Here is a 19,713-nt window from a genome sequence, read left to right on the forward strand (position 1 = left end):
ATGGGCGACAATGTCGTACTGGCCGCCCGCCATATCGCAAAATCCTTTGGCGGCGTGCAGGCCCTCAAGGGCGTGAATTTCGACGTCCATGCAGGTCAGGTCACGACACTGTTCGGAGAAAACGGCGCGGGCAAGTCGACGCTGATGAAAATCCTCTCCGGTGTCATTCAGCCAACCGCAGGCGAGATACTGCTTGACGGCCAACCCGTGGAATTCGAGTCCACCACGGACGCGTCCCGTCACGGCGTCTCCATCATTCACCAGGAACTCAGTCTCGCGCCGAACCTCAGCGTGCGGGACAACATCTTCCTCGGGCGGGAGATTCCCGGGACGGGCGGTGTGGATTACGCCGAGGAAACCCGTCAGACGCGGGCGCTGATGGAAGACCTTGAGGAAGCCATCGATCCGCTCGCGCCCGTCGACTCGCTCCGCCTGGGCCAGCAGCAGATCGTTGAAATCGCCCGGGCGCTGTCCGTGAATTCACGCATCCTGATTATGGATGAGCCCACATCCGCGCTTTCCGCCTCGGAGGTCGAGGTCCTGTTCGGCGTGATCCGTGAGCTGAAATCGCGCGGCGTGTCCATCGTCTATATCTCCCACCATCTCGAGGAAGCGCTCCAGGTCACCGACCAGGCCGTGGTGCTGCGCGATGGCGACATGGTGGCCAGCGCGCCACGCGACGAGATCGACCTGCCCTGGATCGTGCAGAAGATGGTCGGCAGCCACTTCGATCTGGGAACCCCGCCGCCGCTGAACCCCGATGCCGACCCCGTTCTCGAGATCCGGGACCTGAGCATCCGTATGGAGGCGGCCGGCGGCAAGGCGGTCAATGACCTCAACCTGAGCGTCCGGCCAGGAGAGATCGTCTGCATCTACGGCCTGATGGGCGCCGGTCGCAGCGAACTGCTCGAGTGCCTGGCAGGCCGTGTTCCCCCCGAGCATGGACAGATCCTGATGCGGGGTGAGGACATCAGTGACATGACCATCCCCGAGCGGATAGACAATGGCCTGGTGCTGGTTCCAGAGGACCGTCAGCGTGATGGTCTGGTACAGACCATGAGCGTCGGGGAGAATCTCTCGCTCGCCTCGATCCTGGATTTCTGCCGCCGGGCATTCGTCTCGGACCGTCTGGAGCGGGGAATCGTCGACCGGGCCATCAAGGAGGTCACCGTCAAGACGGATGGCCCGGATGCACCGGTCACCTCGCTCTCGGGCGGCAACCAGCAGAAGGTCGTCATCGGCAAGATGCTCGCCACCTCGCCCTCGGTCATGCTCCTCGACGAACCCAGTCGGGGCATCGATGTGGGCGCCAAGGGAGAGGTCTTCCGGCTGCTCGCCCAGCACGCCGAGGATGGACTCGCGGTGATCTACTCGACATCCGAGGTCGAGGAATGCATCGCCATCGCCCACCGGATCATCGTCATGAACCGCGGACGGATTGCCGCGGAGTTCAGCAACGACATCACCAAGGAGGAAATCATGGCCGCCTCGGGCGAAGCCGTGATCGCGTAAACGCCATGGAGACCACCCAGACCATGACCGAAAACACTGCTCAACCTTCGGCCTGGCAGCGATTCAACCCCGGACGCATACTCCTTGAGGGCAGGGCGTTCTTCGCCCTGATCACCATCATCGTGGTCTTCTCTCTGCTGTCACCGCATTACTTCACGGTCAGCAATTTCCTGACGATGTCCTCGCATGTCGCCATCTTCGGCCTGCTGAGCGTGGGGATGCTCATGGTGATACTCACCGGCGGCATCGATCTGTCGGTGGGCTCGGTCCTCGCCGTCTCCGGTGTCTTCGCCGGTTTCCTCATGCAGGGCGTGGAGATCGAGTCCGCCGGGGTCATCCTGTATCCGCCGGTCTGGGCCGTCGCCGTCCTCACGATCGCATTCGGTGCGTTCATCGGTGCCATCAATGGGGTGCTCGTGGCCATCTTCAAGGTGCCCGCTTTCGTCGCCACGCTGGGCATGCTCTATGTAGCGCGGGGCGTGGCGCTCCTGATGACCAACGGCCTGACCTTCAACAACCTCGGCGGCAGCGCCGAACTGGGCAATACCGGCTTTGACTGGCTCGGTTTCAACCGCATCGCGGGCGTTCCGATCGGCGTGATCATCCTGGCCCTGGTCAGCCTGGTCGCCGCCCTGCTGCTATCGCGGACCGCATTTGGGCGCTGGCTTTATGCCACCGGCGGCAACTACCGCGCTGCCGAGCTCTCGGGTGTCCCCACCCGGCGTGTCACCATCAGCGTGTACGTCTTCTCGGGCATGTGTGCAGCCATCGCCGGGATCGTGCTCAGCTCTCAGCTGACCTCGGCCGGCCCCACCGCCGGATTCACCTATGAACTGACCGCCATCGCCGGCGTGGTCATCGGCGGCGCGGCACTGGCCGGGGGACGTGGCACGGTGCGCGGCACCCTGCTGGGCGCCTTCGTGATCGGCTTTCTCGCCGACGGGCTGGTCATCATCGGCGTCTCGGAATACTGGCAGCAGGTCTTCACCGGCGCCGTCATCGTGCTCGCCGTCCTGCTCAATTCACTGGAATACGGCGGCCGCAGGAAGACCTGACGGCCGCGCGACCGACTTCACCGCCATGGAGACGGGGATCACCCCGCTGCGGAGGAGAGCCGGCCGGTTTATCGGCCGGGCAATCAGCACTAAAAGGAGATCGACAACCATGTTCAATCCACTCAAGCATCTCGGCCGCGCCGTGCTGGCGGGCTCCATGCTCTTCGCCGGTACGGCATCGGCGGAGGGACTCATCTCGATCATCATCACCGATCCGTCCAATCCCTACTGGTTCACCGAGGGTGAAGTGGCGCGTGAGACCGCCGAGGAGCTGGGCTACGAGGCGAATGTCGCCGCCCACAAGGGCGACACCAACGCCGAGAGCCGGCTCATCGATACGGCGATCACCAATGACTCGGTCGCCATCATCCTCGACCCCGCCAATGCGGATGGATCGATCGGTGCGGTACGCAAGGCCGTGGATGCCGGTATCCCGGTCTTCCTCGTGAATGCCGAGATCAACGAATCGGGCCTCGCGGTGGCACAGCTGGTTTCCAACAACGCCCAGGGCGCTGCCATTGGCGCAATGGAGTGGGTTGACCTGCTCGGTGGATCAGGTGATTACGTGGAGCTGTTCGGCAACCCGGCAGACAACAACGCGGCAACCCGCTCCAACGGTTACGAGACAGTCATCAGCCAGTACCCGGACGTCAATCGCCTCGCGATGGAAGTGGCCAACTGGGACCGGACCCAGGGCTACAACAAGATGGCGGCGATGCTGCAGGCCAACCCCGATATCGACGCTGTGATCTCGGGCAACGACGAGATGGCCCTGGGCGCCATCGCCGTACTCAAGGAGCGTGGCATGCTCGATGATGTGCTGGTTGGCGGTTTCGATGGCTCACCCGATGCCGTTGAGGCCATCAAGGCCGGCGAAATGGCCTACACCGTGCTTCAGCCCGTGGCGGTGTTCGCCGAGGAAGCGGTGATTCAGGCCGATTACTACATCAAGAACGGCGAGCCGATGGTGGCCGATGAGAAGCAGCTGTTCGACTGCATCCTCATCACCGCGGACAACGTCGATCAGTACACGGCACCGTTCGTGCTCTCCAACTGATCCGAACCACAGGGCACCGGCATCACGCCCGGTGCCCTGCTTCTCTCTCCATCGACCCGCGGGGTCCGACCCATGGCCTGTCTGCTGGGCATCGACAATGGTCTGACCGTCACCAAGGCGGTCGTCTTCGACGAATCCGGGACCACGTTGGCCGTGTGCCGGGAGCGCGTCGCCCAGTCCCTGCCCCGGCCACATCATGTCGAGCGGGACATGGATGGGCTCTGGGACGCAACGGCGCGGGCGATCCGCACCGCCCTCGAGCAATCCGGCCGCTCCGGCAGCGATATTGTCGCGGTGGCCGCGACCGCCCATGGCGACGGCCTCTACCTGGTGGACTGCGGGGGCGCGGCGCTGGGACCGGGCATTCTCTCCCTTGACAGTCGCGCCGGGGATACGCTGTCAGCCTGGCAGCGCACCGAACTGCCCGAACAGACGCTGTCGCTATCGGGTCAGCAGCCGCATGTCTCGGCGCCCTCCACACTGCTTGCCTGGATTCGCGACCATGAACCCGCGCGTTATGCGCGGATCGGCCATGTACTCGGCTGCAAGGACTGGCTCCGGCTGTGCCTGACCGGCGAGCTGGGCATGGATCGTACCGAGGCGAGCACTGCCTTCACCGACGTGAACACCCAGGACTACAGCCCGGCATTGCTCGAGCTGCTGGGTCTCTCCGCCGTGCAGCACGCGCTGCCGCCGATGCTGCACTCCGCCTCGGTGGCCGGACGCGTCACCCGCAAGGCCGCGGCAGTCACCGGCCTCGTTGAGGGCACGCCGGTCGCTGCCGGGCTGCATGATGTCACCGCCTCGGCACTGGGTATCGGCGCCCACAGACCCGACGTGGTGGGGATTGTCGCCGGCACCTACTCAATCAACGAGGTGCTCTCCACCACCCCCGCCACTGACCCTCGCTGGTTCTGTCGCAGCGCCGTCCGGCCCGGACAGTGGAACAACATGGCGATTTCACCCGCCTCCGCCACCAACTACGACTGGTTCATCGACACGCTCTGCACCGCCGAACGCGATGCGGCCGCGGCCGACGGCCACAGTGTTCACGAGCAACTCGCGCCGGAGATCTCGGCGGCGCTGGCACGACCCTCGACACTGCTCTATCACCCCTATCTCTACGGCTCGCCCCACGGCGCCGTCGCCTCGGCGGGCTTCCTCGGGCTACACGGCTGGCATGGGCGTGGCGATATGCTGGCGGCCGTGCTGGAAGGCATCGCCTTCAACCATCGCGTCCATGTGGATGCGCTGCGGGAGGGCTTCCCGGCGCGGGATATCCGTCTGACCGGAGGCATTTCCCGTAATCCGCGGATTGCCCAGCTTTTTGCGGATGTGCTTGGACTGCCTGTCACGGTTTCCGCCACCGAGGAGGCCGCCGCCTGGGGCGCCGCTCTCTGCGCCGGGGCTGCGGTTGGGCTCTACACGGATTTCGACGCAGACCCCCGTCCACTGGCCGCACTGGAAGTGCGCTTTGAACCGGACCCCACCGAACAGGCGATCCGGGAGCGGCGCTACCGGATCCACCAGCAGGTTGCCGGCGGGCTGATGCCACACTGGGAAGCCCTCGCCGACCTCGAGGCATTGGCAACACAATGACACAGGAGCCTCAGCCCGAGATGCAGGACGAAGCATTCGACGTCATCATCATCGGCGCCGGAATCAATGGCGCCGGCCTTTTCAGAGATCTCTGCGAACAGGGGCTCCGCTGCCTGATCGTCGACAAGGGCGACTTCGGAGCCGGCACCTCCGCCGCCCCCTCACGACTGATCCATGGCGGACTGAAGTATCTCGAAACGGCCGAGCTGCGGCTGGTGGCGGAGTCCACCCACGAGCGCAACCGCCTCCTGCGCAACGCCCCGCATGTCGTCCATCCGCTGCCGTCCATGCTGCCCGCTTTTTCGTGGCTGCGCGGGACCGGGGCTGCGCTGCGGACCCTGTTCGGCGCAACCAATGCACCACGCAGCCGCGGCGCGCTGCTGGTCAAGATCGGACTTGCCCTCTACGACTTCTACGGCGCCCGCGACCGGGTCATGCCCCGGCATCGGCTGTTCAGCCGACGGACCGCGCGGCGCATGATCCCCGCGCTGACCGAGCGTGTAACCGCCGCCGGGCTCTACTACGACGCGGTGGTGACCGCACCGGAGCGGCTCGTGCTTGAGCTTGTCGAGGACGGCCTTGCCGCCAGTCCCGAATCCATGGCCTGTAACTGGACGCCGCTGCGGGAGCGACAGGCCCATCAGCTTGTATTCGACCGGCCGGATGGCCGCCAGCTGACAGCGACCACCGGATACCTGGTGAATGCTGCGGGTCCGTGGATCGACAGCGTGAATGCGCGGCTGGGGGAGAAGACGGCATTCATCGGCGGCACCAAGGGCTCACATATCCTGCTCAACCATGACGAACTGGTCCGTCAGCTCGACGGCCGGATGATCTACTTCGAGGCCGACGATGGGCGGATCTGCCTGGTATTTCCCTACAATGGACGGGCCCTCGTGGGCTCGACCGACATCCCCGCCGACGATCCCGACCGGGTCCGCTGCGAGGAGGATGAGGTCGACTACTTCCTAGAGAGTCTGCGGCAACTGCTGCCGGCTCTGGCCTTCTCCAAGGATCAGATCATCTATCGCTACAGCGGCATCCGCCCTCTACCCAACAGCGAATCGGACGTACCTGGGCTGATCAGCCGCGATCACTCCACCCCGCTGCTCGATGAGACCCCGGAGCGCCCGTTTCCAATCCTGTCACTGGTCGGGGGCAAATGGACGACCTTCCGAGCCTTCGCCGAGCAGGTGGCGGACCAGGTGCTGGATACGCTGCAGCGATCCAGAATCAGGGAGACCGGCGCGTTGCCCATCGGTGGTGGCCGTGACTTCCCCTCCGGCCCGCAGACGCGGGATGCGTGGCTCGATGCCCTTGAGCAGCGGACGTATCTGCCCCGTGCACGCCTTGAGACGCTGCTCACGCGCTATGGCACCCGGGCAGCGTCCATCGCCGCCCATGAAGCAGTGGCGGCGACAGCCCCCATTGCCGGCGCCCCGGACCACACGGAAGCGGAAGTCGACTGGCTGGTCAGGAACGAACAGGTGGTGCATCTCGAAGATCTGGTCATGCGCCGGACGCTGCTCGCCATCACCGGACAACTGACACGGGAAGGGCTGAGTCAGATTGCCAGTGTAACCGCCAGGGCCCTCGGCTGGGATGCGGCTCGCACCGATCGCGAAGTCGGACGCCTGGTCGACCGCCTCGCCGGCAGCCATGGGGTATGCATCGCGGCATGATTGTGCAACACCCCTTCGCAGACGCTATCCTGCTCCCACGCGGAGACAGGGGAACCGTCGCATGGCCTTGAACGGCTCGCCGTCCAACGACGCACTGGACGCGCTTTTCAATGAGCGGGCACCGGCTGACAGTCGCCGTGCAAAACAGCTTGATCGACGTCAGAAGATCACCGAACTGGTCATGGCGGAAGGCTCGGTACGTATCGAGGATATCACCGGGCGCTTCGGCATCAGCCTGATGACCGCCCATCGGGATATAGACGAGCTCGTGGCCCGGGGATTGCTCCGCAAATACCGCGGGCTGGTATCGGCTGCGCCGACCTCGCTCATTGAGGCGAGCGATGTTTACCGTGCCGCGCGGCAGCAGGATGAGAAAAAGGCACTGGCCGAACTGGCCATGAAATTCATCGACTCCGGCCAGGCTCTGCTCATGGATGACAGCACCACCGTGCTGCAGATGGCGCCGCTGCTGGGCGAGAAGACGCCCCTGACCGTCATCACCAATTCGCTGACCCTGATGAATGCCCTGCACGAGGTCCGGGACCTGGAACTGATCGGCCTCGGCGGGCGCTTCCAGAACTGGTGCAACGCCTTCATCGGGCCAGTCACCCGCCAGGAGATCGGCCTGTTCATGGCCGACACCTATCTGCTCTCCACCTCGGCCATCATGCGCGGGGAGCTCTTTCACCAGTCACCCGAGATGGTCGAGACCAAACGGGCGATGTTCGAGGCCGCCCAACGCCGTATCCTGATGGCTGATCATGCGAAGTTCGGGCAGCGTGCCCTGTATCACCTGGCCAGTATTTCCGAATTCGATATCGTGATCGTTGATGATCAGATAGACCCCGAGAGTCTCGCCATGCTGCGCGAGACCGGTGTCGAGCTGCATATCGCCCGAACCCGCTAGACGACTTCATGGCGCCGTTCGGCGCCCTCGGCGCCCACCGCAACCGCATTCCATGTCCCCAGTCTGCCCAGGCGGTGGTGCCGTTATTGGCTTGCCTGGCCAACAGCGGCCGACTACGGTTTGACATTTGTCAGACCGACTTCTATAAATGTAAAAAAATTAGAGGAGAGCCCATCATGGACGCGCCACTGCTTGAAGTAGTCGGCCTGCAGAAGTCATTCGGCGGTGTCGCCGCGCTGAAGGACGGGCGCTTCCGGCTCGAGCGCGGCACGGTCCATGCCCTCTGCGGCGGCAACGGTGCCGGCAAGTCCACTTTTCTGACCATCATCATGGGTATCCAGGTGCGTGATGCCGGCACGATCCGCTGCAAGGGCGAGGACGTGGTGTTCGCGACACCCCGCGAGGCGCTTGCCCACGGCATCTCGATCATTGAGCAGGAGCTCAGCCCGGTCCCGGCGATGACGGTGGCCGAAAACATCTTTCTCGGCCGCGAACCGGTCCGGGCCCTCGGCCGCGTCGACTTCCGCCGCATGAACGAGCAGGCCCAGGCGCTCCTGGACCGCCTCGGTTTCCAGATTGCGGCGACGGATCGCATGGGCGAGCTCTCCGTGGCGAAGCTGCAGCTCGTGGAGATTGCCAAGGCGCTCTCTTACGATGCCGAAATCATCATCATGGACGAGCCCACCTCGGCACTGGGCGAGAGCGAGGCCGACCAGCTCTTCGAGGCCGTTCACAAACTCAAGGCCGAGGGCAAGGGCGTCATCTACGTCAGTCACAGGCTCTCCGAGATCCTCGAAATCGCCGATCACTACACGGTGTTCCGCGATGGTGCTTTCGTCGAAGCGGGCGAGATCGCGGATGTCAGCAAGACCGACCTGATCCGGATGATCGTCGGTCGCCCCCTGTCCGAGGAGTTCTTCAAGGAGAACCGGCCCACCGACGAGGTGACGCTGTCAATTGACGGGATCGATGCGAGTCACGGCGTTCACGATGTCAGCTTTGATGCGCATCGGGGCGAAATCCTGGGTTTCTATGGACTGATGGGATCCGGCCGCACGGAGATTTTCGAGCGCCTGTTCGGCCTGTCGGAATGCCGGGCCGGCACCATCACGCTGCAAGGCCGGCAGGTTCAGTTCAACGATCCGGCCGAAGCCATCGACAGCGGCCTCGCCCTGGTCACCGAGGATCGCAAGGAGAGCGGGCTGGTGCTGCTCGCCTCGGTGCGTAACAACCTCTGCATGGCAAGTCTTCCCGCCGTCTCCAACCCGACCGGGATGCACCCCGCCGCTGAACGCGACGCCGCGCATCGCATGATCGAGATGTTCGGCATCAAGACCAGCACCGACCGGCTCGAGGTCTCCGGGCTCTCTGGCGGCAACCAGCAGAAAGTGGTTCTCGGGAAATGGTTTCTGACCAACCCGGACATCCTGATCCTCGATGAACCGACCCGGGGTGTCGACGTCGGCGCGAAGCGAGAGATCTACCGGATCATGTCCGACTTTGCGAGCCAGGGCGGAACCGTGCTCATGAGCTCTTCAGAGACCGACGAAATCATCGGCATGGTGGACCGGGTGGTCGTGATGAAGGACGGCACGGTCTCCGGCGTCCTCTCCCGCGAGGAAATCGACGCCGAAACGCTCGTCCACCTCGCCGCCTGACCGAACAATCAATCCATAATCTTGAGGAGAGCAAGGGCATGAGCAACGAGTCGAGTCAGCCCGGGCCCGCCGAGCAGGCGCCGGCGGAGAAAAAGGACAGCCAGGCGGCCCTGCATGTCACGGCATTCGCTCAGCGCTTCGGGATCGTCATCGCCCTTGTGGTTCTCTGCGTCGCACTTTCGATTTTCAATGAATACTTCCTGACGACGCGCAACATTCTCAACGTCCTGCGGCAGACGTCCATCAACGGCATCCTGGCGATCGGTATGACCTACGTCATTCTGACCCGGGGCATCGATCTGTCCGTGGGGTCCGTGGTGGCGCTGGCCGGCGTGATCTCCGCGGCCTTTGCCACCACCTCATCGGTCGCCGGCATGGCGGGGGGTCCATACCCCGCCGGTCTCGCCTTCGCGGTGGGCATCGCCGTCGGCATTGGCACCGGTACGGTCTGCGGGATACTGGTTGCGCGCTTCAACGTGCCCGCATTCGTGGCGACACTCGGCATGCTGTCCGCCGCCCGGGGGTTGACCCTGATTGCGGCCGACGGGCGCCCGGTGCCCGCGCTCACCGACAGCTACCGCTGGATCGGCACCGGCGACATCGCCGGCATCCCTTTGCCGGTGGTCATCTTCGCGATGGTTTTTCTGGCGTCCTGGTACGTGCTCTCGTCAACGCGGTTCGGTCGTCGGGTCTACGCGGCGGGGGGCAACCCACACGCCGCCAAGGTCTCCGGAATCAACGTCCGGCGAATCCGGCTGGCCGTCTACATCATCTCCGGCGCCCTGGCCGGGCTGGCCGGCATGATCCTCGCCGCCCGCACGGGCTCTGCCCTGCCCCAGGCCGGCATCGCCTACGAACTGGACGCCATCGCCGCGGTGGTCATCGGCGGTACCAGCCTCGCCGGTGGTGTCGGGCATGTGGCCGGAACGCTGATTGGTGCGCTGTTGATCGGCGTCGTGAATAACGGACTCGACCTGATGGGAGTGGAATCCTATTACCAGCAGGTCATCAAGGGTGTCTTGATCGTGGCAGCCGTGCTGCTCGATCAGTCGCGGAACAGGCGGGCCTGAAACGGCCTGCCTCGATTTCCGGTACTGCCGGGAAGTTTCTACCAATGGAGGAGATAAGGAATGAGAAAAGAAATCATGCTTGGTCTGTCGACCGCCCTCGCTGTCGCCGCGACACCCGTGGCGGCCCAGGATGAGCCATTCAAGGTCGGCGCTGCGCCCTACGGGCTGCAGGCGGAGTTCATGCAGATCTGGACGGAGGCCATGGAGGAACACCCGGCGGTGCTCTCCGGCGAGGTCGACCTGACGGTCTTTGACGGCCGCTATGACGCACTGGTGCAGCAGGATCAGTTCGAGACGATGATCACGCAGCAGTATGACGCCATCATCTTCGCCCCCATCGATATCGAGGCCGGCGCCACGGCGGTTCAGGCAGCCTATGATGCGGGAATCCCAGTGGTTGGCTCCAACACCCGGGTCAACAGCGACCTGCTGCACTCGTACGTGGGCTCTGATGACGTGAAGTCGGGCTATATGGAGGCCGAGATCGTGCTCAACGAGCTTGGTTGCGAGGGCAATGTGGTCATCATTGAGGGGCCGATCGGCCAGTCCGCGCAGATCAGCCGCTTGAAGGGCAACATGGAGGCTCTCTCGGAATGCCCTGACGTGCAGGTGCTCGAGCAGCAGACCGCCAATTGGTCGCGTGCCGAGGCCCAGACGCTGATGGAGAACTGGCTCACCGCCCACCCCGGCGAGATTGATGGCGTCATCGGGCAGAACGATGAGATGGCGCTGGGTGCGATCGAGGCGATCAAAGCCGCGGGTCTCGACCCGCAGGACTTCGCCATCGCCGGCATTGATGGCATCACCGACGCTCTCTATGCCGTCAAGGCAGGCGACATGGCATCCATCCTGCAGGACGCCCGTGCCCAGGCCCAGGGCGCTCTGGATGTCGCCCTGAAGGCCGTTGATCCGAGCTACGAGCCACAGTCCGACATCTGGGAGCAGTACCCGCAGATGCCTTGGAACAACGGCGAGGACAAGCTCTACAACGTCCCGTGGACGCCGGTCACCCCAGAGAACGTGGACAGCCTCCTCGAAATGCGCTGATCGCAGGAGCGGCCGGCATCTCCCGTGGGGATGCCGGCCCATTTCACCGTAGAGAGACGACACCAATGGATTTCGACTTCCCCCTGACAGACCGCGTCGCCCTAGTGACGGGTGCAGCATCGGGTATTGGAGAGGCCATTGCCCGGGCGTACGCCGGCAAGGGCGCGAAGATCGCGCTCTGCGATCTCGATCGTGATCGGACGGAGCGGCTGGCCCATGCAATGGACACCGAGGCCATAGCCTATCGCTGCGATGTAGCGGATGCAGACAGCGTGCAGGCGTGCGTTGCCGGCGTGGTCGAAGACTTCGGCCGTATCGATATCCTCGTCAACAGCGCCGGCATCGTGGATCTGGCCCCGGCCGAGCATCTGGATCCCGCTGTGTGGCGACGGACCATCGATATCAATCTGACCGGCAGCTTCCTGGTGGCCCAGGCCGTGGCGAATGTCATGATCGGCCAGGGGCATGGTGGCAAGATCATCAACATGGCCAGCCAGGCTGGATCGGTGGCAATTGACGGGCATATTGCCTACTGCGCGTCAAAGTTCGGCGTCATTGGAATGACGAAGACCATGGCCCTGGAATGGGGAAAGCACGGCATCTGCGTGAATTCGATATCGCCCACGGTGGTGCTCACCGAACTCGGCAGAAAAGCCTGGGCCGGACCGAAGGGCGAGGCGATGAAGGCCCAGATCCCGGCCGGCCGCTTCGCCGAGCCGGAGGAAATCGCCGCCGCCGCCGTCTACCTCGCCAGTGAGGGCGCGAACATGATCAACGGTGCGGATATCCTCATCGACGGCGGGTACACCATTAAATAAGCGCATGCATGCAGGGAGCCAGACAGAGCCATGCAACGATTCATAAACAATCCGGATCATCTCGTCGACGAGGCCGTCAGGGGGTTTGTGAAAGCCCATCGCGATCTCGTGACACTGCATCCCGACAATGAACGGGTCATCATCTCACGGAGCGCTCCCGTCCAGGGCCGCGTTGGCATCGTCACCGGCGGCGGCTCCGGACATGAACCCGCATTCATGGGATATGTCGGCCACAACATGGTCGACGCGGTGGCGGTTGGGGAACTGTTCTCCTCCCCAACCGCGAAGAGCTTTTACGACGCCATCAAGGCCGCCGACGGCGGAAACGGCGTCTGCGTGCTGTATGGCAACTATGCCGGCGACAACATGAACGTGAAGATGGCCGCACGCATGGCGGCCAAGGACGGCATCCAGGTGCGCACCGTCGTGGCCAATGACGATGTCTGCTCGGCGCCGGCCGCAGAACGGGAAAAACGCCGGGGCGTGGCCGGTGAGATCCTGATGTGGAAAGTCGGTGGCGCGAAGGCGGCGACCGGTGCATCGCTGGAGGCGGTTCAGGCCACCGCACAGAAGGCGTTGGATGCGACGCGCTCGGTGGGCGTGGGGCTTGCTCCCTGCACCCTGCCCGCGAATGGTAAACCCAATTTCGAGATCGCCCCGGGGACGATGGAGGTCGGCATCGGCCATCATGGTGAACCCGGCATGGAGGTGGTCGGCCTCAAAGCGGCGGATGCCGTTGCTGATGACATGCTCGACATCGTCCTCACCGAGCAGAATCTCGACGCCGGCGATACCGTCGCCGTTCTGGTTTCGGGGCTCGGGGCCACGCCGATCAACGAGCTCTACATACTATATGATCGAATCGCCACACGGCTCGAGACGATGAGCGTCGAGATCATACAGCCGCTGGTGGGCAACTATTTCACGTCCCTGGAAATGATGGGCGCCACCCTGACGGTCATGAAACTGGATGACGAACTCCGTGGACTGCTCGCCACCGAAGCGAACAGCCCCGGCCTCAGGGTGATGCCATGAGCGGCGTCAGCAATGCCAACAATGCCCCGATCATCCGGGACATCGCCGAGTGCATCGTCACCAATAAGGCCTATCTCTCGGAGATTGACGGCAGGATCGGCGACGGAGACCACGGCAACAATATGGCCAAGGGTTTCGCGATGGCCGAGGAACGGATCAGCGACGATGATTCGCTGGCGGACGGCCTGTCGATCCTCTCAAACGTTCTCATGACCGAAATCGGCGGCTCCATGGGCCCACTGTACGGCATGATGTTCGAGGATATGGCAGAGGCCATCAGTGACCAGCCCGTGATTGATGCAACGCAGTTCCAGCGGATGCTTGAGGCGGGTCAGCAGGCGGTCATTTCCATCGGTTCGGCGCGGGTCGGGGATAAGACCCTCCTCGATACGCTCTGTCCGGCGACCGACGCATTCGCCAGCACGCCGGGCAGCTTCCAGGCCCGGCTGGAGGCCATGAAAGCCGCCGCGGCCGAGGGCCGCGACAGCACCCGCGACATGATCGCCCGTGTCGGCCGCTCAAGCCGGCTGGGCGAGCGCTCCAGGGGCGTGCTGGATGCGGGCGCCACCTCATGCTGTATGATTCTATGCACGTTGGCCGACGGCATCATCCGCCGCCTGGCCTGACCGACCTGCACGGGCGCCTTCGGCCCGGCCATCGGGTAGTGATCATATGGCCGAACTCGATTCCGATTTCATCGCCCGATTCTTTCGCGACGCAGCGGCCCGGCTTGAGGAGCGTCGCGATGAACTCTGCCAGCTTGACGGACTCGTCGGTGATGGCGATCACGGCACATCAATGGCCAATGGATTCGCTGCGTTGACCGAGCTCGTGCGCGGCAGCTCCAGCCATGCGCGGAGCCCGGCCGCCCTGCTGCGCGAGGCAGCGGATCGCTTCCTGAGCCATGTCGGTGCCACGGTTGGCCCGCTCTATGCCACGGGGCTGCTCGATACGGCACAGGCCATGGAAAAGGATGCACCCTGGCAGATCAATGAGTTCCCCCGCTTCATGGCGGGCATTGCCCGGGGTATCGCCCGACGGGGCAAGGCCGGCCAGGGCGACAAGACCATGCTCGATGCGTGGCTGCCCGCGACCCGGGCCGCCCAGGCCAGCCTCGCCCGCGGCGCATCGGCCGCCGAGGCGGCGCGCGACGCCTGCAGAGCCGCCGCCGAAGGCGCACAGGCCACCGCCAGCATGATCGCCTCGAGCGGGCGCGCCGCGCGGCTTAAGGAGCGCAGCATCGGTCATCGGGATCCGGGTGCCGTCTCCGCGGCGATCATTATCGAAGCGCTTGCCGAGACCGTCGAGGCAACACCGGAGGCGCACTGAGCATGGCATCGGCTTCCGCGGAACGGATCCCACTGAAGTTTCAGGACGACGCTTTGCTCTGGGCGGCCTGGCTTTACTACGAGGAAGGGCTCACTCAGGGTGATATCGCCAAGGCGATGAACATCTCCCGACCGACGGTCAACAGCTACCTTTCCGAGGCGCGGGCCAGCGGCATCGTCAATATCTCGATCTCCGGCGAACGCCTCAAGTCATTGTCCGTGGCGCAGCAGCTCCAGACTCACTTCGGCCTCCAGGAGTGCCTGGTCATTCCTGGCGAAGGCGGCAGCCGATCGCTGATCGACCGTCTCGGTGCGGCTGGTGGGCAGGCGCTGGCGAGCCTGATCCAGTCCGGTGACACCGTGGCCATCTCCTGGGGCCGGACGATGCTATCGGTGGCGAAGGCGGCTGAGACGTATGTTCCGGCGCGTGCGGACCTGCGCGTGGTCCAGGCGACCGGGGGCACCACGGCGGTCATCCCCTACACGCCGGAGGCGTGTGCGTCACAATTGGCCGAAAGTCTTGGTGCCCGCTGCATTCCGATTTCCGCGCCCGCGATCCTGTCGTCGTCCGACGCAAGATCACTGCTGCTCTCCGAGCCCGTTATCGCCGAGCAGTTCGCGACATTGGGTGCTGTCAACCGAATCGTGTTCGGCATATCGTCACTGCGGCCGGATTCGACGATCCACGAGAGCGGCTTCTTCGACAGCAGCCTCGAGCAGCATGATCACTACCGCAGTGCGGTGGGGTCCATCGCCGGACGGTTCTTCGATGCCAATGGCATTCCTGTGGACGGGCCGCTCAGCGATCGCACCATCGCCATCGAGCTGGAATCGCTGCGGGCAATCAAAACCCGGATCGCCGTCGCGGGAGGATATGACAAGGTCCCCGCGATGCTCGCCGCGCTGCGCGGGCAGTTGATCAGCGTGCTCATCACCGATGCGGCGACCGGTGAGGCCATCCTGCATGCGGACGGCGTCGAAACCCAGCGGCTGCGCTCCTCCAATCGCTGGCCAAAGCCGGAGCGGGCGGCCTTACCCGAGCGCACCCGCGTCAAGAAATTCCTCAACTCACCGCGCGATGCCGTCTCGGAATCCCTGGACGGGGCGTTGCGCACCTACCCGCAGTTCCTACAGCCCATCGGCGATTCCAGGCGCGCCTTGCAGGCGGCCGGATCCCGCCGCGAGGGCAAGGTCGGACTTGTGATCGGTGGGGGCGCCGGGCATGAACCCGCCTTTCTGGGTTATGTGGGCCGTGGCTTGGCCGATTCGGTCGCCGTGGGCAACGTGTTTGCCTCGCCACCGCCGGATCGTATCCTCACCTGCACGCGGGCGGCATCTCGTGGGGCCGGTGTGCTCTACATATATGGTAATTACACCGGCGACATCATGAACTTCGACATGGCCGCCGAGCTGGCCAGTGCTGAGGGCATCCGCGTGCGCACAATCCTGACCACCGACGATATCGCGTCGTCGGCGGCAGAGAACCGCGAATCGCGCCGGGGAACCGCGGGCAGTGTGTTGGTATTCAAGATCGCCGGCGCGGCATGCGACCGGCTCTATGACCTGGATGACTGCGAGCGTCTGACGCGCAAGGCGAATGATGCGACCTTCACGATGGGTATCGGTCTGGAGGCCTCTTCCCTGCCCGAGACCCGCCGGCCGACCTTTCAAATCGCCGCAGACGACATGGAAGTGGGTGTCGGTATTCACGGCGAGCCGGGCGCAGCCCGCGAAGAGATCACCACGGCCGATCTGGCGGTCGACCGAATCTGTGACCGTCTGTTCTCGGAGATGCATCTCGGCCCGGGCGATCGGGTTGCCGTACTCGTCAACTCGCTGGGCGCGACACCCATGATGGAGCTGTTCATCCTCGCCCGCCGTGTCCATGAGCGTATCGAGGCCCGCAATGCCGTGGCACTGCGGAATTTCGTCGGCCATTACTGCACCTCGCTGGATATGGCGGGCGCCTCGGTGACGCTCATGAAGCTGGACGACGAACTGCTTGACCTGCTCGACCACCCCTGTGAGGGATTCGGTCTGCAGATACCGGAACATCCCAGAGATCGATAAGCGCGTGCCGATCAGATCGTAGCCGCCGCCCGGAGATGCGCCTGCATGAATGACCGGGCACTGATGGCGAGATCCATGCCGTCGGACCAGAGATTCCGCCACACCGCCAGATCGCTGCATAATCCCGGCATCACCACGGCGGAAGAGAAGCTCTCGAAGGTAATCTCCCCTCGATAGTCAATTCGTCGCAGGGCATGAAAGAAGCTTCCAAAATCAATGGCGCCCGCGCCGAGATAGCCGCGATGGTTCTCGCCGATATGGACATAGCCGAGGCGATCACCGCAATCCAGGACCGGCTGCGAGTACTTGCCAAGGGCGCTGTATAGAGCGCCACATAGATTGCGAGCGCCCAGCGCAGCAGCCACTTCCACGGATTCCCCCAGCAGGCGCTGCCCGCGGGCCACGATGGCGGGATCATCACTGGATATATCCGCATCGAACGCAAGCCCCCTTGAACAGGCGACCCCCAGACCCTGTTCAGCAAGCACGGCCCGCGCATGTTCCACGTCCAACTGTGTGGTGTCATGCAGTGAGAGCTCGAGAAAGTCATAACCCGCGGCGCGGGTCTGCCGGGCCGCAAGCTCGGTGCTCGCCGGTTCGATATCGCAAGCCCAGACCAACGCATGGATACCAAGCGCGTTCATGCCCCACCCCCCTCGTTTAGTGCACGCGCCATTATTAGCAGAAAGCCGATGGCTAACCGTTCGTTAAAACCGAACGTATATAACGCAATGTTGTATTTGTATTAACTATTGACTTTAGCGATGCTGCGTCGCGTCACCGTCAAGCGTAAAGGGGTTACCCGTGGACTTCTTACCCGAACTTGCCAGCACGCTGCTGGCCCAGATGCAGAAACCCACCCTCGCCTTCCTGATTGGCGGCATGCTCCTCGCCGCCATGTCGAGCCGGCTGGACCTACCCGAGCCGGTCTACAAACTGGTTGTGATGTTACTGCTTCTCAAGGTCGGGATGTCAGCGGGTATCTCCGTGCGTGAGGCGGAACTCGTCGCCCTCGCCGTCCCCGGCGCACTGGCGGTGATTGCCGGTATATCGATCGTTCTGCTCGGCCGGATGACACTGGTCCGGCTCAGGGGTGTCAGCGAAATGGACGGGATGGCGACGGCGGGGTTGTTCGGTGCCGTCTCGGCATCCACGCTCGCCGCGGGCATGGCGATGCTGGATGACGTCGGCATCGCCTATGAGGGCTTTATCGGCGCGCTCTATCCCTTCATGGACGTTGCGGCCCTGTTGACTGCCATCATCATGGCGCGGATGGCCGCCGAACGGCGGGCAGCCCGTGGCGATGTCGCCCAGGGCGGCGTCGTCGCGATCGTCGGCGGCAGCGGTGGCGGCCAGGGTCCGATCGTGGATTGGGGGATGATCCGCTCGATTCTGATGGATACCATCCGCAGCCCCGCGATCTCAGCGCTGCTCCTCGGTCTGGGCCTTGGGCTCTTCGCCCGGCCGGACAGTGTGTTCGAGGGCTTCTATGAACCTCTGTTCCGGGGACTGCTCTCGATTCTGATGCTGATGATGGGGTTCGAGGCCTGGAACCGGCTCGGCGAGCTTCGGCGCGTCGCCCACGTCTATGTCTTCTATGGCCTGTTCGCACCGCTCGTCCATGGCCTGATCGGTCTCGGGATGGGGCTGATCGCTCATGAATTAACCGGATTTTCCCTGGGTGGCGTTGTCCTCATGGCGGTGATGGCCGCATCCAGCTCGGACATCTCCGGCCCGCCGACGCTTCGGGGCGCGCTGCCCGAGGCCAACCCATCCTCTTACATCGCGACCTCGACCGGGCTCGGAACGCCGGTCGCCATCCTGTCGATTCCGCTATGGATCGCACTGGCTGAGGCTTTCATTGGTGGCTGACATGCTCCGCGATTCAGGGATTGCGTGCCTCGCGGCGTCGCTGCAGCTGTTGCTGAACATTCAGCCAGGTCACCGCGACCAGGATAACGACAACACCCGCCGCTTCGCTGGGGCTGAGCAACTGCCCGAGCAGCAGCACACCGAACAGGGTGGCGGTGGCTGGCTCCACCATGGCAGTCACCGCCGCCGTCGACGGCAATACACCGCGCAGGCCGGTGAAATAGCAGAGGAACGACAACCCGGCACCCATCAGACCAAAGAGAATGAACAGGCCGAAATCAGGTGAGGCCGGCGCCCGAATCGCCTGCGACCAGTCCACCAGCGGCGCCAGCGCGATCACGGCCGCCGTGAAGGCGACAGTAAGGGCCGCCGGCGTCGACCCATGACGACCGGCCGATTTGAACGCGAATATGAAAAGCGCATACGAGGCACCCGACAATAGACCACTGGTAATGGCGAACGTGGTAAGCCGAACCGACGAGCCCGTATACACCCCGGTCATGAGCGTGATCCCCACCAGCGTTGCCACGATCACCAGTCCGCTCCCGAGGGTCGGGCGCTCGGTGCGCAGCAGGAAAGAGACCAGGTAGACCATCACCGGCGCCGTGTACATCAGGGTGATCGCGACAGCCACACTGCCCGCGCTGATGCTGAGAAAGTAATAGACCAGATTGCCGGTAACGCCAAGCCCGGCAACTGTGGACCAGGCGACGAGCCGCCAGCCGAACTCGCCGCGCATGCCTCCGTAAAAGCGCCAGGCGAGCCACGTTCCCATGCAGACCAGCCCGAAGACGACCCGCCATAACGTGATGACCTGGGGCGACCAGCCGGCATCCATGAGAATACTGGCCAGGCCACCGGACAGACCCCATTGGAAGGCACCGAGGGCAACGAGCAGCACGGGCATACGCGGCACTCCACGGCCGATGTGAATGTGGCTACGTTCGCAGTGCCCGGTGCTCGGCCGGGAGGATTAGCTCGGCCCTGCGGGCCTCGTGCTCTC

The 19,713-nt window shown here is 64.0% G+C and carries 17 protein-coding genes; 15 read left to right on the forward strand and 2 right to left on the reverse strand.

Features of this window, described 5'->3' with window-relative positions; all coding sequences use genetic code 11:
* The 14 genes from V6X63_RS08265 (at position 1) to V6X63_RS08330 (ending at position 16,838) form a co-directional block, all read left to right on the forward strand.
* The gene (locus V6X63_RS08265; protein ID WP_367978613.1) at positions 1-1,512 is read left to right on the forward strand and encodes a sugar ABC transporter ATP-binding protein; all 1,512 of its coding nucleotides are present in this window, start codon (positions 1-3) and stop codon (positions 1,510-1,512) included.
* 23 nt (positions 1,513-1,535) lie between these two features.
* The gene (locus tag V6X63_RS08270) at positions 1,536-2,567 is read left to right on the forward strand and encodes an ABC transporter permease (RefSeq protein WP_367966400.1); all 1,032 of its coding nucleotides are present in this window, start codon (positions 1,536-1,538) and stop codon (positions 2,565-2,567) included.
* A gap of 109 nt (positions 2,568-2,676) precedes the next feature.
* A complete protein-coding gene (locus V6X63_RS08275; protein WP_367978614.1) occupies positions 2,677-3,624 on the forward strand; it encodes a D-ribose ABC transporter substrate-binding protein in 948 nt (315 codons plus the stop codon).
* A 72-nt stretch (positions 3,625-3,696) separates the two neighbouring features.
* Entirely contained in the window at positions 3,697-5,223 is a 1,527-nt protein-coding gene (locus tag V6X63_RS08280) for an FGGY-family carbohydrate kinase (protein ID WP_367966398.1), read from the forward strand.
* A 20-nt stretch (positions 5,224-5,243) separates the two neighbouring features.
* Positions 5,244-6,905 carry a glycerol-3-phosphate dehydrogenase/oxidase gene (locus tag V6X63_RS08285; protein ID WP_367978615.1) on the forward strand — a complete coding sequence of 554 codons (1,662 nt, stop codon included), beginning with the start codon at positions 5,244-5,246 and terminating at the stop codon, positions 6,903-6,905.
* A gap of 61 nt (positions 6,906-6,966) precedes the next feature.
* A complete protein-coding gene (locus V6X63_RS08290; protein ID WP_367966396.1) occupies positions 6,967-7,812 on the forward strand; it encodes a DeoR/GlpR family DNA-binding transcription regulator in 846 nt (281 codons plus the stop codon).
* 176 nt (positions 7,813-7,988) lie between these two features.
* Complete coding sequence (locus V6X63_RS08295) at positions 7,989-9,470, forward strand: sugar ABC transporter ATP-binding protein (RefSeq protein WP_367966395.1); 1,482 nt, start codon at positions 7,989-7,991, stop codon at positions 9,468-9,470.
* Between the two features lie 38 nt (positions 9,471-9,508).
* The gene (locus tag V6X63_RS08300; protein ID WP_367966394.1) at positions 9,509-10,540 is read left to right on the forward strand and encodes an ABC transporter permease; all 1,032 of its coding nucleotides are present in this window, start codon (positions 9,509-9,511) and stop codon (positions 10,538-10,540) included.
* 60 nt (positions 10,541-10,600) lie between these two features.
* Positions 10,601-11,587, forward strand: coding sequence for a substrate-binding domain-containing protein (locus V6X63_RS08305; RefSeq protein WP_367966393.1), 987 nt, complete (start codon positions 10,601-10,603; stop codon positions 11,585-11,587).
* A 65-nt stretch (positions 11,588-11,652) separates the two neighbouring features.
* Positions 11,653-12,405, forward strand: coding sequence for a GolD/DthD family dehydrogenase (locus V6X63_RS08310; protein WP_367978616.1), 753 nt, complete (start codon positions 11,653-11,655; stop codon positions 12,403-12,405).
* A gap of 30 nt (positions 12,406-12,435) precedes the next feature.
* The gene (locus V6X63_RS08315; RefSeq protein ID WP_367966391.1) at positions 12,436-13,440 is read left to right on the forward strand and encodes a dihydroxyacetone kinase subunit DhaK; all 1,005 of its coding nucleotides are present in this window, start codon (positions 12,436-12,438) and stop codon (positions 13,438-13,440) included.
* Positions 13,437-14,066: a dihydroxyacetone kinase subunit DhaL gene (gene dhaL / locus V6X63_RS08320; protein ID WP_367966390.1), complete on the forward strand. Its 630-nt coding sequence runs from the start codon at positions 13,437-13,439 to the stop codon at positions 14,064-14,066. Before V6X63_RS08315 ends, dhaL (V6X63_RS08320) begins: the two co-directional genes overlap by 4 nt.
* A gap of 46 nt (positions 14,067-14,112) precedes the next feature.
* Positions 14,113-14,769: a dihydroxyacetone kinase subunit DhaL gene (gene dhaL, locus V6X63_RS08325; protein ID WP_367978617.1), complete on the forward strand. Its 657-nt coding sequence runs from the start codon at positions 14,113-14,115 to the stop codon at positions 14,767-14,769.
* Positions 14,770-14,771: 2 nt separating this feature from the next.
* Complete coding sequence (locus tag V6X63_RS08330) at positions 14,772-16,838, forward strand: bifunctional sugar-binding transcriptional regulator/dihydroxyacetone kinase subunit DhaK (RefSeq protein WP_367966388.1); 2,067 nt, start codon at positions 14,772-14,774, stop codon at positions 16,836-16,838.
* A gap of 11 nt (positions 16,839-16,849) precedes the next feature.
* Here the strand turns inward: V6X63_RS08330 and V6X63_RS08335 are convergent, their stop codons facing one another.
* Entirely contained in the window at positions 16,850-17,482 is a 633-nt protein-coding gene (locus tag V6X63_RS08335) for a sugar phosphate isomerase/epimerase family protein (RefSeq protein ID WP_367966387.1), read from the reverse strand.
* A gap of 160 nt (positions 17,483-17,642) precedes the next feature.
* Here V6X63_RS08335 and V6X63_RS08340 point away from each other — a divergent pair, with 160 nt between their 5' ends.
* Complete coding sequence (locus tag V6X63_RS08340; RefSeq protein ID WP_367978618.1) at positions 17,643-18,710, forward strand: sodium-dependent bicarbonate transport family permease; 1,068 nt, start codon at positions 17,643-17,645, stop codon at positions 18,708-18,710.
* A 13-nt stretch (positions 18,711-18,723) separates the two neighbouring features.
* Here V6X63_RS08340 and V6X63_RS08345 read toward each other — a convergent pair whose 3' ends face one another.
* Positions 18,724-19,617 (reverse strand): EamA family transporter, encoded by an 894-nt coding sequence (locus tag V6X63_RS08345; protein WP_367966385.1) that lies wholly within the window; start codon positions 19,615-19,617, stop codon positions 18,724-18,726.
* Positions 19,618-19,713 lie beyond the last annotated feature (96 nt).

It is taken from the genome of Spiribacter onubensis, from assembly GCF_040838425.1.
GTDB classification, from domain to species: domain Bacteria; phylum Pseudomonadota; class Gammaproteobacteria; order Nitrococcales; family Nitrococcaceae; genus Spiribacter; species Spiribacter onubensis.

Coding starts and splice junctions, on each gene's coding strand:
- V6X63_RS08265 (WP_367978613.1), top strand. CDS start 1: ATGGGCGACAATGTCGTACTGGCCGCCCGCCATATCGCAAAATCCTTT.
- V6X63_RS08270 (WP_367966400.1), top strand. CDS start 1,536: ATGACCGAAAACACTGCTCAACCTTCGGCCTGGCAGCGATTCAACCCC.
- V6X63_RS08275 (WP_367978614.1), top strand. CDS start 2,677: ATGTTCAATCCACTCAAGCATCTCGGCCGCGCCGTGCTGGCGGGCTCC.
- V6X63_RS08280 (WP_367966398.1), top strand. CDS start 3,697: ATGGCCTGTCTGCTGGGCATCGACAATGGTCTGACCGTCACCAAGGCG.
- V6X63_RS08285 (WP_367978615.1), top strand. CDS start 5,244: ATGCAGGACGAAGCATTCGACGTCATCATCATCGGCGCCGGAATCAAT.
- V6X63_RS08290 (WP_367966396.1), top strand. CDS start 6,967: ATGGCCTTGAACGGCTCGCCGTCCAACGACGCACTGGACGCGCTTTTC.
- V6X63_RS08295 (WP_367966395.1), top strand. CDS start 7,989: ATGGACGCGCCACTGCTTGAAGTAGTCGGCCTGCAGAAGTCATTCGGC.
- V6X63_RS08300 (WP_367966394.1), top strand. CDS start 9,509: ATGAGCAACGAGTCGAGTCAGCCCGGGCCCGCCGAGCAGGCGCCGGCG.
- V6X63_RS08305 (WP_367966393.1), top strand. CDS start 10,601: ATGAGAAAAGAAATCATGCTTGGTCTGTCGACCGCCCTCGCTGTCGCC.
- V6X63_RS08310 (WP_367978616.1), top strand. CDS start 11,653: ATGGATTTCGACTTCCCCCTGACAGACCGCGTCGCCCTAGTGACGGGT.
- V6X63_RS08315 (WP_367966391.1), top strand. CDS start 12,436: ATGCAACGATTCATAAACAATCCGGATCATCTCGTCGACGAGGCCGTC.
- dhaL (WP_367966390.1), top strand. CDS start 13,437: ATGAGCGGCGTCAGCAATGCCAACAATGCCCCGATCATCCGGGACATC.
- dhaL (WP_367978617.1), top strand. CDS start 14,113: ATGGCCGAACTCGATTCCGATTTCATCGCCCGATTCTTTCGCGACGCA.
- V6X63_RS08330 (WP_367966388.1), top strand. CDS start 14,772: ATGGCATCGGCTTCCGCGGAACGGATCCCACTGAAGTTTCAGGACGAC.
- V6X63_RS08335 (WP_367966387.1), bottom strand. CDS start 17,482: ATGAACGCGCTTGGTATCCATGCGTTGGTCTGGGCTTGCGATATCGAA.
- V6X63_RS08345 (WP_367966385.1), bottom strand. CDS start 19,617: ATGCCCGTGCTGCTCGTTGCCCTCGGTGCCTTCCAATGGGGTCTGTCC.